The sequence below is a fragment of the Streptococcus cristatus genome (assembly GCF_019685515.1).
Lineage (GTDB): Bacteria > Bacillota > Bacilli > Lactobacillales > Streptococcaceae > Streptococcus.
This window is the reverse complement of record NZ_JABFFN010000001.1, coordinates 1,023,057-1,038,459: the sequence shown is the minus strand read 5'-3', so window position 1 is coordinate 1,038,459 and position 15,403 is coordinate 1,023,057. Positions and strand designations below refer to the sequence as shown.

The following is a 15,403-nucleotide window of genomic DNA, read 5'->3' as shown; positions in this document are numbered from 1 at the left end:
TTGATTATTGGAAATATTTGACAAAAACTGTACCTTGGTTTATAATAAATCAAGGAAACGTCAGAAAAGACGTAGGGGTGCGTAAGCATAGGTAGGTCATTATAAAAGAAACGAGACATCGATATGTTAAATGAATTTCCAATTTTTGATTACGAAGATATTCAGTTGATCCCAAATAAATGTGTCATTAAAAGCCGTTCAGAAGCGGATACAAGTATTACGTTTGGAAAACACACTTTTAAACTACCTGTTGTGCCAGCAAATATGCAGACGATTTTGGATGAGAACGTAGCAGAGCAACTTGCTAAAGGCGGTTACTTTTACATTATGCACCGTTTTGACGAGGCTGGGCGCATTCCTTTTATCAAACGTATGCACGATCAAGGGCTCATTGCTTCCATTTCTGTTGGTGTCAAGGACTATGAGTATGATTTCGTTAGCCAGCTCAAGGCTGATGCTCCTGAGTACATCACGATTGACATCGCTCACGGTCATTCGGATAGCGTGATTTCTATGATTCAACACATCAAGAAAGAATTGCCGGATACTTTTGTCATCGCTGGCAACGTTGGAACACCAGAAGCTGTGCGTGAATTGGAAAATGCTGGAGCGGATGCCACTAAGGTTGGAATTGGTCCTGGTAAGGTTTGTATCACCAAGGTGAAAACAGGTTTTGGTACTGGCGGTTGGCAATTGGCTGCTCTCCGTTGGTGTGCTAAAGCAGCTCGTAAACCAATCATCGCTGATGGTGGGATTCGTACCCATGGTGACATTGCCAAGTCTATCCGTTTCGGTGCTAGCATGGTCATGATTGGATCCCTCTTTGCAGGACATATTGAAAGCCCAGGGAAAACGATTGAAGTTGATGGGGAACAGTTCAAAGAATACTATGGTTCAGCTTCACAATATCAAAAGGGTGCTTATAAAAACGTGGAAGGAAAACGCATCTTACTTCCTGCCAAAGGACACTTGCAAGATACCCTTACTGAGATGGAGCAGGACTTGCAAAGTGCTATTTCCTACGCAGGTGGACGCAAGGTTGCGGACCTCAAACACGTTGATTATGTTATCGTGAAAAACTCTATCTGGAACGGGGATGCATCCCACTAATGGACGCTTAGTCTACCCATAAAAAACTTGTTATTAGAGCAAATTTCTGTTATAATAAGACAAGTTTCCACCCTTAGTGTAATGGATATCACGTAAGATTCCGGTTCTTGAGATGGGGGTTCGATTCCCTCAGGGTGGATGTAAATAGCCCAAGAAAGCCTTAAATAAGGCTTTTTCTTTATCTCGCCCCAAATTTGCCCCTAAAATTAAAAATTTTATTCTAAAAAATGCTCAAATCCCCTCTAGTCCCGTTTTAAAGTGACTCAGGGGGTTTTTTTTGATATAATAAAAGAGACTGTTATCAGTTAGAAAGAGGTTGGTATGAAAGAATTACAAACTGTACTAAAGAAGCGTTTTGCAATCGAATTTGCAGACAAAAACTTACTGGAAACTGCCTTTACTCATACGAGTTATGCCAATGAGCACCGCCTCTTAAAAATTTCACACAATGAGCGCTTGGAATTTTTAGGAGACGCTGTTCTGCAATTATTGATTTCAGAATATCTGTATAAAAAATATCCTAAGAAACCAGAGGGAGATTTGTCTAAACTCCGTGCCATGATTGTCCGTGAGGAGAGTTTGGCTGGTTTTGCGCGTGATTGCCAGTTTGACCAGTTTATCAAGCTGGGGAAAGGGGAAGAAAAGTCTGGTGGGCGTAATCGTGACACCATTCTTGGAGATGCCTTTGAAGCCTTTTTGGGAGCGTTGCTTTTAGACAAGGATGTTGCTAGGGTAAAAGAGTTCATCTATCAAGTCATGATTCCCAAGGTTGAAGCAGGTGACTTTGAAATGATTAAGGATTACAAGACACATCTGCAAGAGTTGCTCCAAGTTAATGGAGATGTGGATATTCGCTACCAGGTGACCTCTGAGACGGGGCCTGCCCATGATAAGGTTTTTGATGTAGAAGTTCTGGTTGAGGGCAAGAGTATAGGAAAAGGTCAAGGCCGTTCCAAAAAATTAGCAGAGCAAGAGGCCGCAAAAAATGCCGTTGAGAAAGGGCTGAGTTCATGTATTTAAAGGAGATTGAGATCCAGGGATTCAAGTCCTTTGCTGACAAGACCAAGGTCGTTTTTGATCAAGGTGTGACAGCTGTCGTTGGGCCAAATGGATCTGGAAAGTCAAATATCACAGAAAGTCTGCGATGGGCCTTGGGAGAGTCCAGTATCAAGAGCCTTCGTGGTGGTAAGATGCCTGACGTTATCTTTGCTGGAACAGAAAGTCGTAAACCACTCAATTATGCCTCTGTTATCGTGACCTTGAACAATGAAGATGGCTTTATCAAGGATGCAGGGCAAGTCATTAAGGTAGAACGCCATATCTACCGTAGTGGAGATAGCGAGTATCGAATTGATGGAAAGAAAGTGCGCTTGCGTGATATTCATGACCTCTTCTTGGATACCGGTTTGGGACGGGATTCCTTCTCCATCATCTCTCAAGGGAAGGTAGAGGAGATTTTTAACTCCAAGCCCGAAGAACGCCGAGCTATTTTTGAAGAAGCTGCTGGAGTTTTAAAGTACAAAACTCGTCGAAAAGAAACAGAAAGCAAACTGCAACAAACTCAAGATAATCTAGACCGCTTAGAGGATATTATCTATGAGTTGGACAATCAAATCAAGCCTCTTGCCAAACAAGCCGAGAATGCTCGTAAGTTTCTCGACTTGGATGGTCAACGTAAGGCAATTTACTTGGATGTACTGGTTGCCCAAATCAAGGAAAATAAGGCTGAACTAGAGCTGACGGAAGAAGAGCTAACGCAAGTTCAGGAACTTTTGACTAGCTATTACCAAAAGCGTGAAGAGTTAGAAGAAGAAAATCAAAGTCTTAAAAAGAAACGCCAAGATCTCCAAGCTGAAATGGCTAAAGATCAAGGGAGCTTGATGGATCTGACGAATCTGATAAGTGATTTAGAGAGAAAATTAGCCCTATCAAAACTGGAGTCCGAGCAGGTAGCCCTCAATCAACAAGAAGCACAAGCCCGTTTGGCGACTTTGGAAGAGAAGAGAAAGGCGCTAAGTAAGGAAAAAGCTGAAAAAGAAGCGAACCTGGAACAGTTAGAGGAAAGTCTAGCTGAAAACAACAAGGAACTCAATCGTCTAGAAGCAGAATTGCTAGCTTTTTCAGATGATCCTGACCAGATGATCGAACTCTTGCGCGAATGCTTTGTCGCTCTTTTACAAGAAGAAGCGGATGTCTCAAACCAACTGACCCGCATCGAGAATGAACTGGAAAACAGCCGTCAGCTATCTCAAAAACAAGCAGATCAACTTGAGAAATTGAAAGAACAACTGGCTACAGCTAAAGAGAAGGCGAGTCAACAGCAGGCTGAGCTTGAAACTGCCAAGGAGCAGGTTCAAAAACTATTGGCAGACTACCAAGCTAGTGCCAAGGAACAAGAGGATCAGAAAGTTTCTTACCAAGCCCAGCAGAGCCAACTCTTTGATCGTCTGGATAGTCTCAAAAACAAACAGGCTAGAGCACAGAGTTTGGAAAACATCCTAAGAAATCATAGTAATTTTTATGCGGGTGTTAAGAGTGTTCTCCAAGAAAAAGACCGTCTTGGTGGGATCATTGGTGCAGTCAGTGAACATTTGACTTTTGATGTTCATTATCAAACTGCCCTAGAAATTGCGCTTGGATCCAGCAGTCAGCACATCATCGTAGAAGATGAGAACGCAGCGACTAAGGCTATTGATTTCCTCAAGCGCAACAGAGCCGGTCGTGCAACCTTCCTTCCGTTGACGACTATCAAAGCTCGTACGATTTCTAGTCAGAATCAAGATGCTATTGCAGCAAGTCCAGGATTTCTGGGCATGGCAGATAAGTTGGTGTCGTTTGACAAGAGACTAGAAGCCATTTTCAAGAACTTGTTAGCTACGACGGCTATCTTTGATACCGTAGAACATGCGCGTGCAGCTGCTCGTCAAGTTCGTTACCAGGTTCGTATGGTGACACTGGATGGCACAGAATTGCGTACAGGTGGTTCCTACGCGGGTGGTGCCAATCGTCAGAACAACAGTATTTTCATCAAGCCAGAGCTGGAGCAATTACAAAAAGAAATTGCTGAAGAAGAAGCTAGTTTGCGTTCGGAAGAAGCGGCTTTGAAGACTTTGCAAGATGAGATGGCAGTATTAACTGAAAGATTAGAAACCATCAAATCTCAGGGTGAGCAAGCTCGTATTCAGGAGCAAGGTTTGTACCTCGCTTATCAACAAACCAATCAGCAGGTCGAAGAACTGGAAACTCTTTGGAAACTTCAAGAAGAGGAATTAAATCGCCTTACTGAAGGAGATTGGCAAGCGGACAAGGAAAAATGCCAAGAGCGACTTGCTACTATCGCCAGTGAAAAGCAAAATCTGGAAACTGAGATTGAAGAAATTAAGTCTAACAAAAACGCTATTCAAGAACGTTATCAAAACTTGCAGGAACAGATTTCTCAAGCGCGCTTGCTTAAGTCAGAACTGCAAGGACAAAAGCGGTACGAAGTGACTGATATAGAACGCTTAGGTAAGGAACTGGATAATCTAGATATTGAGCAAGAGGAAATCCAGCGCCTCCTCCAAGAAAAGGTTGATAATCTTGAGAAAGTGGATACGGATTTGCTAAGTCAGCAGGAGGAAGAGGCCAAAACTCAGAAAACAAACCTCCAACAAGGTCTGATTCGCAAGCAGTTTGAGTTGGATGATATCGAAGGCCAGCTGGATGACATTGCCAGCCATTTGGATCAAGCTCGTCAGCAGAATGAAGAGTGGATTCGTAAGCAAACACGTGCTGAAGCCAAGAAGGAAAAGGTCAGCGAACGCTTGCGCTATCTACAAGCTCAATTAACAGACCAGTACCAGATCAGTTACACAGAGGCGCTAGAAAAGGCTCATGAACTGGAAAATCTCAATCTGGCGGAGCAAGAGGTTAAAGATCTTGGGAAGGCTATTCGCTCACTGGGTCCAGTCAATTTGGATGCTATTGAACAGTACGAAGAAGTTCACAACCGTCTGGATTTCCTCAATAGCCAACGAGATGATATTCTGTCTGCGAAAAATCTACTCCTTGAGACCATTACAGAGATGAATGATGAGGTTAAGGAACGCTTCAAATCCACTTTTGAAGCTATTCGTGAGTCCTTTAAAGTGACCTTTAGACAGATGTTTGGCGGTGGTCAGGCAGATTTGATATTGACTGAGGGCGATCTTTTAACAGCTGGTGTGGAGATTTCTGTCCAACCACCAGGTAAGAAAATCCAATCTCTCAACCTCATGAGTGGTGGTGAGAAAGCCCTTTCTGCTCTTGCCTTGTTGTTCTCTATCATTCGAGTCAAGACCATTCCTTTCGTTATCTTGGACGAGGTAGAGGCGGCGCTGGATGAAGCTAATGTTAAACGTTTTGGGGATTACCTCAATCGCTTTGACAAGGATAGTCAGTTCATCGTCGTAACCCACCGTAAGGGGACGATGGCGGCAGCGGATTCTATCTATGGAGTTACCATGCAAGAATCAGGTGTGTCTAAGATTGTTTCGGTTAAGTTAAAAGATTTGGAAGAAACAGTAGACTAGTTAACAAACGATAGCATCTCTTAGGAGGTGCTATTTTTTAAAACTAAAGCCCTAAATTTTCTCTTACGGTCAGTTCAGGCGCAAAAAACGACATTTGGGATTTCCTCTTAGCGAAAAGACTTTCTCTATGATATAATAGTTTCATGATTACAACAGTACCTATTAAGAACGAAAAAGATATTGCAGTACCAGGTAATACAGTCCTTGTACTAGGTTATTTTGATGGCATCCACAAGGGGCATCAGAAACTCTTTGAAGTAGCCAGTAAGGCTTCGATGAAGGATTATCTGCCAGTTGTCGTGATGACCTTTACAGAATCGCCAAAACTTGCCTTACAACCTTACCAACCTGAACTCATGCTTCACATCGTCAATCATGAGGAACGAGAGCACAAGATGAAGTGGCACGGAGTAGAGGCTCTTTTCCTACTTGACTTTAGTAGCAAATTTGCTAGTCTAACGGGTCAAGAATTCTTTGATACCTATGTTCGAGCTTTAAAACCAGCGATTATTGTAGCAGGATTTGACTATACCTTTGGCTCAGATAAGAAAACTGCGGATGACCTGATGGACTATTTTGATGGAGAGATCATCATTGTTCCTCCAGTTGAGGATGAAAAGGGCAAGATTAGTTCTACACGGATTCGTCAGGCAATTCTTGATGGAGATGTAAAGGAAGTCAAGCATCTGCTCGGCACTCCGCTCCCATCTCGTGGAATGGTCGTTCATGGAAATGCTCGTGGGCGGACTATTGGTTATCCAACAGCCAATCTGGTCCTAAGAGACCGAACTTACATGCCAGCGGACGGTGTTTACGTAGTCGATATCGAAGTGCAACGTCAGAGATATCGTGGCATGGCAAGTGTTGGGAAAAATGTTACCTTCGATGGAGAAGAACCACGTTTTGAAGTCAATATTTTCGACTTTTCAGACGATATTTACGGTGAGACAGTCATGGTCTACTGGCTGGACCGTGTTCGCGATATGGTCAAATTTGACTCCGTAGAGGAATTGGTAGACCAACTCCAGAAAGACGAAGAGATTGCTCGAAACTGGACGGATGGAGAGTGAGAGTTTTCTATCAATTCGAAAGAGAAGGTAGAATGAAATTAATATAATGGACAAAAAAAGTAGCCTGCAAAGGCTACTTTTTATTAAAACACGCGATAGACATAAGGATTTTCTGGTTTGTCTACTTTTGTGAAACTCTCAACCTCTAATGTTGGGAGTTTTTGTTTGAGTTCTTTATGATAGTGGAGGGTCAGGGTTCCCCTAGCGGTAATCCAAGTATTGTCAGGATACTGGCGTGAGTTTCCCTTTGTCAGAAGTCCATATACTCCAGAGTCTGCGATACAGTGGATGATCCCAAAGCGAAAGAGGAATTGGCTATCTTCATGGCTAGGATCGTTATAGACGAAGCCTGTAAACTCGATTTGCTTTCCTTCAAACTCTTGTGGATAGTCATAGAGAACTTCCATGACCTCCATATAGTTTTCATCAGTGATGTGAATGGTTGGTTGGGTGAGGTATTTGTCAGCTGTAGACCTCATTTCCTTTTCATAAGTAGATTTGGAAAAATAGGTGCTGGTATCGGGTTTGAGGTATTGACTGGATGTTCCTTCGCTTGCCTGAATGGCTGTGTTGATTCCCTCAGCAAGTGGGAAATGGTATCCTTTAGCAGATACGGTTCTCGAGTCCAAACTTACTGTCGGAAAGGCAACTCCAATCAACAGAGGTAGCGACAGTAACAGGATGCTGATTCGTCTAGCTCGACGACTTTCCAAATGGCTGTGAGAATTGATTTTCTTGATCCAGATATAGAATTGGACCAGAGCCAACAGAAGAGAAAGGACCATAGAGATATAGACTAGATAGGAATAGTGGAGGTTGATGTAGTGACTGAGCTTGCCAGATAGCTGCAGATACAGAGTCAGGGCAAAATAACCCAGTAAAATGAAAAATCGGATCATAGCATCACCCCCATCATGTAAGAATAAAGCAAGACAAGCACTGTCACGATGCCCATGAATTGCCAGATAAAGCGCGCTTTGAGATAGTGTTTCATCATGAGGAGATTTTTGATATCAAGCATGGGGCCAATGACCAGAAAAGCAAGGACTGGCGCCAGGCCGAAGCTCGAGAGGAGAGAAGCACCGATAAAGGCGTCTGCCTCGCTACAAAGAGAGAGGAGAAAGGCTAGAAACATGAGCAAGAGAATCGCAAGGACTGGACTAGCACTGATAGAGGTCAAGATCCGAGTCGGGACATAGACCTGCACGATAGCCGCAAAGAGACAGCCAAAGACCAGGTAACGCCCCATATCGAAAAACTCATCAATAGCTTGTATAAATACCTGAAAGACTTTTCTAGCGGGATCCAAGTGTGAAAAGTCATGTTCATGGCAAGCGATAGGATTCTCTTTTTGAATGGGTTCCTTCCAGAAAAATCCTAGGAAAATCCCCAGAACCAAAGCAATCACAATAGCTCCCAGAGCTCGCAAGAAGGCAAGTTTTATTGAATTGCCAAAGGCAGAATATGTAGCGAAAAGAACGATAGGATTGATGATGGGAGCAGTCACCAGAAAAGGAACCGTTGTGTAGCTGGGCACTTTCTTTTCCAGAAAACGATTGATAATCGGAACGATTCCACATTCGCAAGAAGGAAAGAGAAAGCCAATGAAGGTACCAAAAAAGATCCTCCCCCAACGATTTCGAGGAAGAAACTCATAAACTTTATCAGGCGTGATATAGACCTCAATCAATCCCGAAATCAGACTCCCAATCAGGACAAAGGGAAGGGCTTCAATCATGATGGAGAGAAAAATAGCCCCGGCTTGTAAGATGCTAGGAGGAAGAGATTGGAAAACAGTCATCTATTTTTTCTTCTCAACTTTTTCTTTTTTGTCTTTGTCATCTGGGAAAGTGACCTGTGTTAAGTCAGGAAGTTTGGCAAATTCCTCAAACATCTTGTCCAAGTCATCGGTTTTTGTAAATTTAACAGCCATGGGCCTACCTCTTTTCTACATTCTACCTCTATTATACTATTATTTTGTGGAAAAGGGATTATTTTGATAATCAAAGATGCAAAAACAGGTAAGGCAAAACAAGAGCAGTTCCTTATGGTATAATAGATTCATGGATAAAAAATATGAAAAAATCTCCCAAGATTTGGGTGTAACCTTAAAGCAAATCGATACTGTTCTAAGTTTGACGGCTGAGGGGGCGACAATTCCCTTCATCGCGCGTTATCGAAAGGACATGACTGGTAGTTTGGATGAGGTGGCGATTAAGGCCATTATAGACCTGGATAAAAGTCTGACAAATCTCAACGACCGTAAAGAAGCTGTCTTAGCTAAGATTCAAGAACAAGGCAAGCTGACCAAGGAATTGGAAGTAGCTATTTTGGCAGCTGAAAAATTAGCAGACGTAGAAGAACTCTATCTTCCTTATAAGGAAAAACGTCGGACCAAGGCAACCATTGCCCGTGAAGCTGGACTCTTTCCTCTTGCTCGCTTGATTTTGCAAAATGTAACTGGCCTAGAGAAAGAAGCTGAGAAGTTTGTCTGTGAAGGATTTGCAACTGGTCAAGAAGCTTTGGCTGGTGCAGTTGATATCTTGGTAGAAGCCCTATCTGAAGATGTCAATCTACGTGCTATGACCTATCAGGAAGTGCTGAGACACTCTAAAATCACTTCGCAAGTCAAAGATGAAAGTCTTGATGAAAAACAAGTTTTTCAGATTTATTACGAATTCTCAGAGACTGTTGGCAACATGCAGGGCTATCGTACCTTGGCTCTCAACCGTGGGGAGAAGCTAGGCGTCTTAAAAGTCGGTTTTGAGCACGCGACAGATCGTATTCTAGCTTTCTTTGCTGCCCGTTTCAAGGTGAAAAATGCCTATATAGATGAAGTTGTTCAACAGTCAGTTAAGAAAAAAGTCTTGCCTGCTATCGAACGACGCATTAGGACAGAGTTAACCGAGAAGGCAGAAGAAGGGGCGATCCAACTCTTTTCGGATAATCTGCGCAATCTCCTCTTGGTTGCTCCACTGAAAGGGCGCGTGGTTCTAGGATTTGACCCTGCCTTTCGTACAGGTGCCAAGCTTGCTGTCGTTGATGCGACGGGGAAAATGCTGACGACTCAAGTCATCTATCCCGTTAAACCAGCCTCTGCTCGTCAAATCGAAGAAGCCAAGAAAGATTTGGCAGACTTGATTGGTCAATACAGCGTGGAAATTATTGCCATCGGAAATGGGACGGCAAGTCGGGAAAGTGAAGCCTTTGTGGCGGAAGTTCTGAAAGATTTTCCAGAAGTGAGCTATGTTATCGTCAATGAAAGTGGAGCTTCTGTCTACTCTGCCAGTGAACTTGCTCGTCAGGAGTTTCCAGACTTAACTGTTGAAAAACGCTCGGCTATCTCTATTGCCCGACGTTTGCAGGATCCCCTTGCTGAATTGGTCAAAATCGATCCCAAGTCAATCGGTGTCGGGCAATACCAGCACGATGTCAGTCAGAAGAAACTGTCTGAGAGTCTGGACTTTGTCGTTGATACGGTGGTTAACCAGGTCGGTGTCAATGTCAATACAGCCAGCCCAGCACTTCTCTCCCATGTGGCTGGACTCAATAAAACTATCTCTGAAAATATTGTCAAATACCGTGAGGAAGAAGGAAAAATCACTTCACGCGCTCAAATTAAGAAGGTTCCTCGTCTCGGTGCCAAAGCCTTTGAGCAAGCTGCTGGTTTCCTCCGTATTCCTGAAAGTAGCAATATCCTTGATAATACAGGAGTTCATCCAGAGAACTATGCTGCGGTTAAGGAGCTCTTCAAATGCCTGGATATCAAGGACTTGAATGAAGAAGCACAAAGTAAGCTTAAGTCCCTATCAGTCAGGGAGATGGCGCAAGAACTGGATCTTGGACCAGAAACCCTTAAAGATATTATTGCCGACCTTCTCAAACCAGGTCGAGATTTCCGTGATTCCTTTGATGCACCTGTTCTCCGTCAAGATGTACTGGATATCAAGGACTTAAAAGTCGGCCAGAAGCTAGAAGGTGTGGTGCGTAATGTTGTTGATTTCGGTGCATTCGTTGATATTGGGATTCACGAGGATGGCTTGATCCATATTTCCCACATGAGTCGCAAATTTATCAAACATCCTAGTCAAGTGGTGTCTGTTGGAGATTTGGTAACGGTTTGGGTTAAGAAAATCGATACTGAACGTGAAAAAGTTAATCTGTCGCTCCTTGCTCCAGATGAAACTGACTGAGTACGTTCAGTCTGTTTCCCTCGAAGACTTTGGTAGACCTTTCACGCACCAAGTCCAGTGGAATTCTCGTCTGCGAACGACAGGTGGGCGATTTTTCCCCAAGGATGGGCATTTGGATTTTAATCCCAAGGTTTATAATGAACTAGGTTTAGAAGTCTTTCGCAAAATCGTGCGCCATGAACTCTGTCACTATCACCTTTATTTTCAAAAAAAGGGTTATCGCCATAAGGACCGAGATTTTAAGGAACTTTTGAAAGAAGTGGATGGACTGCGCTATGTACCACCCATGAAAACACAATCTCAAAGTGCCTACCTAGTCTATCAGTGCCAATCTTGCCAGCAAAGTTATCAGCGTAAGAGAAGAATTGATACCAAACGCTATCGCTGTGGGGTTTGTCGAGGTGAACTCGTCATCATAAATCGGCCTAAGGACTGATGTTGATAGTTCTGATTCATGCTATACTACTTGTAAGAATACCGAAAGAGGAAACAATCATGAATACAAAATTTTATAAAATGAGACGAAATCGTATGGTGTCAGGAGTTTTAGCTGGGCTATCAGACAAGTGGAATTTTGATGTAACCCTAGTCCGCTTTCTCTTCGCCATTTTTACCGTAGCAAATTTTGGGATTGGCGTGATTATTTACATCATCCTCGCCTCTATCCTGCCAACTAAGGAAGAAATCGAAGCCGAAATGTACGGAACAGGACCACGCAAACGTAAGGAAGCCGAGGCCATTGATGAAAATGATGGCTGGTTTTGGTGATAATAGTTGAAGCATGAACTTCGTCCAAGAGGACGAAGTTTTTTTAAACTTGTCAAATCAAATCTTGAAATGGTATAATAAGCGTATAAAATGATTTTGATTATTATTGTGAAACATGCCAAAGCATTGAAAGCAATACATAACAATAAGAAATCATAATAATAAATTCATGTATAATATGGAGGAACTTTATGTTTGGGCAAAATATTAGAAAGTTGATTATCGTTTGCGATGACCAAACTCATGGTTACGGTAATTATTTACGTCAACTAGTAAGTACAAATGATGATGATGATAATTATATTGTTGGTACAAAAGATGGCTCTATTGGAGTTGCTGTATGGCTTGAAAAAGACTATCTAGCTAACATGGCAACTATAACATCTGATCAACATGTACTCTTTATAGGTGAAAATCAAGCTAGTAAGAATGAAATATCTAGCATGAATATAAAATTCGACAAATATGGAATGAAATACGGTTGGTTAGGGAAACGTGGGATGATGCTTATCTCAAAAACTATAGATAATCCAGAAGACTACAATGAATTTATTGAGCTTTGTCGGAACTATAAAACCGAATTTGAACTTATAGAATTTAAAAAATCTCTACCAGAACAAGCAATAGATGCTGCAGTTAGTGCAATGGGCGATATTCCTGATATTATGTTGAATGTTGGAAATACATTATTATCTTTCTTAGGACCTGTGCCAGCTATTGCAGCGGATGCTGTCAATGCGGTTGCAGAAGCTACAAAATGGATTACAACAACAGATGATCAGAGAAAAATTAATGACCAACAATTTCGAGCTTTGACTTTAATATTATATATGGACGGATTATCTGAGTTCTTGGAGGGATAAAGAATGGAAGCCTTTAAAGAGGGATATGAATTCTTTGAGAAGAATGCAGGTAATTTTTCAGGACATGCTGCCGGAGTACATTATGTGGACGCTGTAGAATCAGAGATAAAGATGCTGGTGAATAATCTAAATAACTTTGAAACAAGTGGTGCTCGTATAGACACACTAAAGGGAGATGTTGCTGAATTTTGGCACGCCGGAACTTTTAATATTAATGCGGCTATTAATTTTTCAAAAAACAGAGTACAAGTTGACCGTAGCCATGATTTTGGTTCTGCTGATATTACGGGAGTAAACTTCGATGCTAAGTTTGGTTTAAAATATTATAAGGACGGGGCGTCAAGCGCATTCCAGCAATCGAAAAGTATTTTAAATCGTTTCAATGAATATAAAACTCGAGGTAGGAGTGATAACCTCGACCTATATTTAGAAGAACGGGGATTGTCAGCTGAAACAGATTTAAATTCTCCAGTTTACTTAGAACAGTTTAGAGTAATTCCATCAGACCAGTTAAAAGAAGCGACTATGTTTTTAGAACGAAAAATAAGAGAAGAAGCTGTAAAGCGACCGGAGCAAGTTCATCGCTATGAAGAAACTCTAAAATTACTGAGGGATAAAGTTAAAGATAATGAGGGGAATGAATCGATTGCTTTGTCGGAACAGGAAGCACGTGAACTTGCAAGTTTATCTAAAGAAGGTGGAGTAAATTCTGAGGATTTACACTTAACAACTGAAGAGCTTGTTAAATATACTAACATATTAAAACGATCATGCAAAGCAGGATTGACAGCTGCCACAATATCAATGGTTTTGCGACTTGCACCTGAAATATGGAATGCAGTAGCATATCTAATTAAGAATGGATATGTCGATGAAAAACAGTTTAAAAAAATAGGTTTTGCGGCACTTACAGGAGCAGGAGAGGGCTTTGTTCGAGGAACGGTATCTGCTGCAATTACAGCAAGTTGTCTGTCTGGGGTATTTGGAAAGGATCTTAAAAAAGTTAACCCATCGGTAGTAGGTGTAGTGGCAGTACTAGTAATGAATTCGATGAAGAGCTCGTATAAAGTATTTACTGGTGAGATGAATAGAAGTGAGATGGTTAACGAGTTAATTAAAGAAATGTTTATTACAACCTGTGCATTTTCAATGGGATTATTAGGAGATGCATACATTAAAATTTCGCTACCTAATTTTCTTTCTAAACTTAATAAAGTTATATCTTTAGGATACATGATTGGTAGTTTTGTAGGGTCAATAGCTGGCTCTGTTATTTACTCTTCAATATACAATCCAGTGCTATCATTTTGTGTTGAATCAGGATTTACTCTATTTGGTTTAGTAGATCAAGATTACGAGTTACCTGAAGAAGTGGTTAAAGAAATCGGAATAGAAATTTTTGAATATGAGAAGTTTGAATACGAATCGTTTGAGCATGAAAAATTTGATTACGAACGCTTTGACTATGAACAACTTAACTACGATAAGATTAAAACCATTTTCTTAAGAAGAGGAGTTATTGGTGTTAATTGTGTAGGATATTTATAGCTATGAAATTGAATATATTGTAACAAAGAGATTACTCTTTTTTTTAAACAATTTAGACCATATTTATAATCTTTATCATTGTTTTCATATATCTTGATAAAATAATAAAGAGCGATTTTTCTTTTTGAATAAAACAGTTCTGGTAACATAAAAGTATAATTAAATGAAAGAATATATTATAAAATCGTAGCTAAATTTCTTACTGATTGATGCAGACTGAATATCGAACCTTTACCCTTGCATCCGCAAGGGTTTTCTTCTTGCCTTTCTTTTATGGTAAAATACTGATAGCGAAATTGCTTGATTTTTTCAATCTTACAAAAATGTAAGATTAAAGTCTCTTTTGTAAGGTTAGGTTATGGCAGGCCTCCTTTTTTTGCGATAAACTAGACTCATAAAGAACAAAGGAGCAAAACCATGAAAAGAATCTTACATAAGAAAACAAGAAAACCAAGTCAAAAAGATATCGAGCGTGTTCAACTGGGATGCGCTATGATGCAAGCACAGTTTCAAATGATGGGTTATTAAGAAGGAGAAAATCATGACACTTTTAGATGTAAAACACGTTCAAAAAATCTACAAAACACGTTTTCAAGGCAACCAAGTAGAAGCACTTAAAGACATTCACTTTACCGTAGAAAAGGGTGACTATGTTGCCATCATGGGAGAGTCTGGCTCTGGGAAATCAACCCTGCTCAACATCCTAGCTATGCTGGATAAGCCAACTCGCGGGCAGGTTTACCTCAACGGAACAGACACAGCCACTATTAAGAATTCACAGGCTTCGAGTTTTCGTCGTGAGAAGTTGGGATTTGTCTTCCAAGACTTTAACTTGCTAGATACCTTGTCTGTTAAGGACAATATCTTACTTCCGTTAGTGTTATCACGAAAACCTATCACAGAGATGATGAAGAAATTGGTAGTAACCGCTGAAAATTTGGGTATCAACCAATTACAAGAGAAGTACCCTTACGAGATCTCAGGAGGTCAAAAACAGCGGGTAGCAGTAGCACGCGCCATCATCACTGAACCTGAAATTCTTCTTGCGGATGAGCCAACAGGAGCTCTTGACTCCAAGTCATCTGCAGCTCTTCTGGATGTTTTTGATGAAATCAATGAACGTGGCCAAACCATTCTCATGGTAACTCACTCAACGGCAGCAGCCAGCAGGGCCAAGCGCGTTCTCTTTATTAAAGACGGCATTCTTTACAACCAAATCTACCGTGGAGACAAGACAGAGCGTCAGATGTTCCAAGAAATCTCTGACACTTTGACTGTTATGGCAAGCGAGGTGAATTAGT

The 15,403-nt window shown here is 41.3% G+C and carries 13 protein-coding genes and 1 tRNA gene; 11 read left to right on the top strand and 3 right to left on the bottom strand.

Translation table 11 applies throughout. The features are described 5' to 3' along the window. The first annotated feature begins 123 nt into the window (after positions 1-123). The 5 genes from guaC (at position 124) to FOA33_RS04950 (ending at position 6,730) form a co-directional block, all read left to right on the top strand. A complete protein-coding gene (guaC, locus tag FOA33_RS04970; protein WP_221160839.1) occupies positions 124-1,110 on the top strand; it encodes a GMP reductase in 987 nt (328 codons plus the stop codon). A 67-nt stretch (positions 1,111-1,177) separates the two neighbouring features. Then, positions 1,178-1,249 (top strand) — tRNA-Arg (locus FOA33_RS04965). Between the two features lie 182 nt (positions 1,250-1,431). Then, on the top strand, positions 1,432-2,130 hold the full coding sequence (rnc, locus tag FOA33_RS04960) for a ribonuclease III (RefSeq protein ID WP_221160838.1): 699 nt from the start codon (positions 1,432-1,434) through the stop codon (positions 2,128-2,130). Next, positions 2,121-5,660 (top strand): chromosome segregation protein SMC, encoded by a 3,540-nt coding sequence (smc, locus tag FOA33_RS04955; protein WP_221160837.1) that lies wholly within the window; start codon positions 2,121-2,123, stop codon positions 5,658-5,660. The genes rnc and smc overlap by 10 nt, the downstream gene beginning before the upstream one ends. Positions 5,661-5,803: 143 nt before the next feature. Beyond that, the gene (locus tag FOA33_RS04950) at positions 5,804-6,730 is read left to right on the top strand and encodes a bifunctional riboflavin kinase/FAD synthetase (RefSeq protein WP_221160836.1); all 927 of its coding nucleotides are present in this window, start codon (positions 5,804-5,806) and stop codon (positions 6,728-6,730) included. Between the two features lie 83 nt (positions 6,731-6,813). On the opposite strand, the gene FOA33_RS04945 is transcribed toward FOA33_RS04950, so the two are convergent. Genes FOA33_RS04945 through FOA33_RS09230 form a run of 3 tightly spaced genes read right to left on the bottom strand, consistent with a single transcriptional unit; the run spans position 6,814 to position 8,663 of the window. Beyond that, complete coding sequence (locus tag FOA33_RS04945; RefSeq protein WP_221160835.1) at positions 6,814-7,629, bottom strand: TIGR03943 family putative permease subunit; 816 nt, start codon at positions 7,627-7,629, stop codon at positions 6,814-6,816. Continuing rightward, positions 7,626-8,531: a permease gene (locus tag FOA33_RS04940; RefSeq protein WP_221160834.1), complete on the bottom strand. Its 906-nt coding sequence runs from the start codon at positions 8,529-8,531 to the stop codon at positions 7,626-7,628. The genes FOA33_RS04945 and FOA33_RS04940 overlap by 4 nt, the downstream gene beginning before the upstream one ends. After that, entirely contained in the window at positions 8,532-8,663 is a 132-nt protein-coding gene (locus FOA33_RS09230; protein ID WP_000268696.1) for an SPJ_0845 family protein, read from the bottom strand. A 130-nt stretch (positions 8,664-8,793) separates the two neighbouring features. On the opposite strand from FOA33_RS09230, the gene FOA33_RS04935 reads away from it, so the two are divergent. The 6 genes from FOA33_RS04935 (at position 8,794) to FOA33_RS04910 (ending at position 15,402) form a co-directional block, all read left to right on the top strand. Continuing rightward, a complete protein-coding gene (locus FOA33_RS04935) occupies positions 8,794-10,923 on the top strand; it encodes a Tex family protein (RefSeq protein WP_221160833.1) in 2,130 nt (709 codons plus the stop codon). Next, complete coding sequence (locus FOA33_RS04930) at positions 10,910-11,359, top strand: SprT family protein (RefSeq protein WP_221161284.1); 450 nt, start codon at positions 10,910-10,912, stop codon at positions 11,357-11,359. Before FOA33_RS04935 ends, FOA33_RS04930 begins: the two co-directional genes overlap by 14 nt. 59 nt (positions 11,360-11,418) lie before the next feature. After that, a complete protein-coding gene (locus tag FOA33_RS04925; RefSeq protein ID WP_084867396.1) occupies positions 11,419-11,691 on the top strand; it encodes a PspC domain-containing protein in 273 nt (90 codons plus the stop codon). Between the two features lie 191 nt (positions 11,692-11,882). After that, on the top strand, positions 11,883-12,554 hold the full coding sequence (locus FOA33_RS04920; protein WP_221160832.1) for a hypothetical protein: 672 nt from the start codon (positions 11,883-11,885) through the stop codon (positions 12,552-12,554). A 3-nt stretch (positions 12,555-12,557) separates the two neighbouring features. Continuing rightward, on the top strand, positions 12,558-14,102 hold the full coding sequence (locus FOA33_RS04915; protein WP_221160831.1) for a hypothetical protein: 1,545 nt from the start codon (positions 12,558-12,560) through the stop codon (positions 14,100-14,102). A gap of 541 nt (positions 14,103-14,643) precedes the next feature. Then, the gene (locus FOA33_RS04910) at positions 14,644-15,402 is read left to right on the top strand and encodes an ABC transporter ATP-binding protein (RefSeq protein WP_000173369.1); all 759 of its coding nucleotides are present in this window, start codon (positions 14,644-14,646) and stop codon (positions 15,400-15,402) included. The last annotated feature ends 1 nt before the right edge of the window (position 15,403 follow it).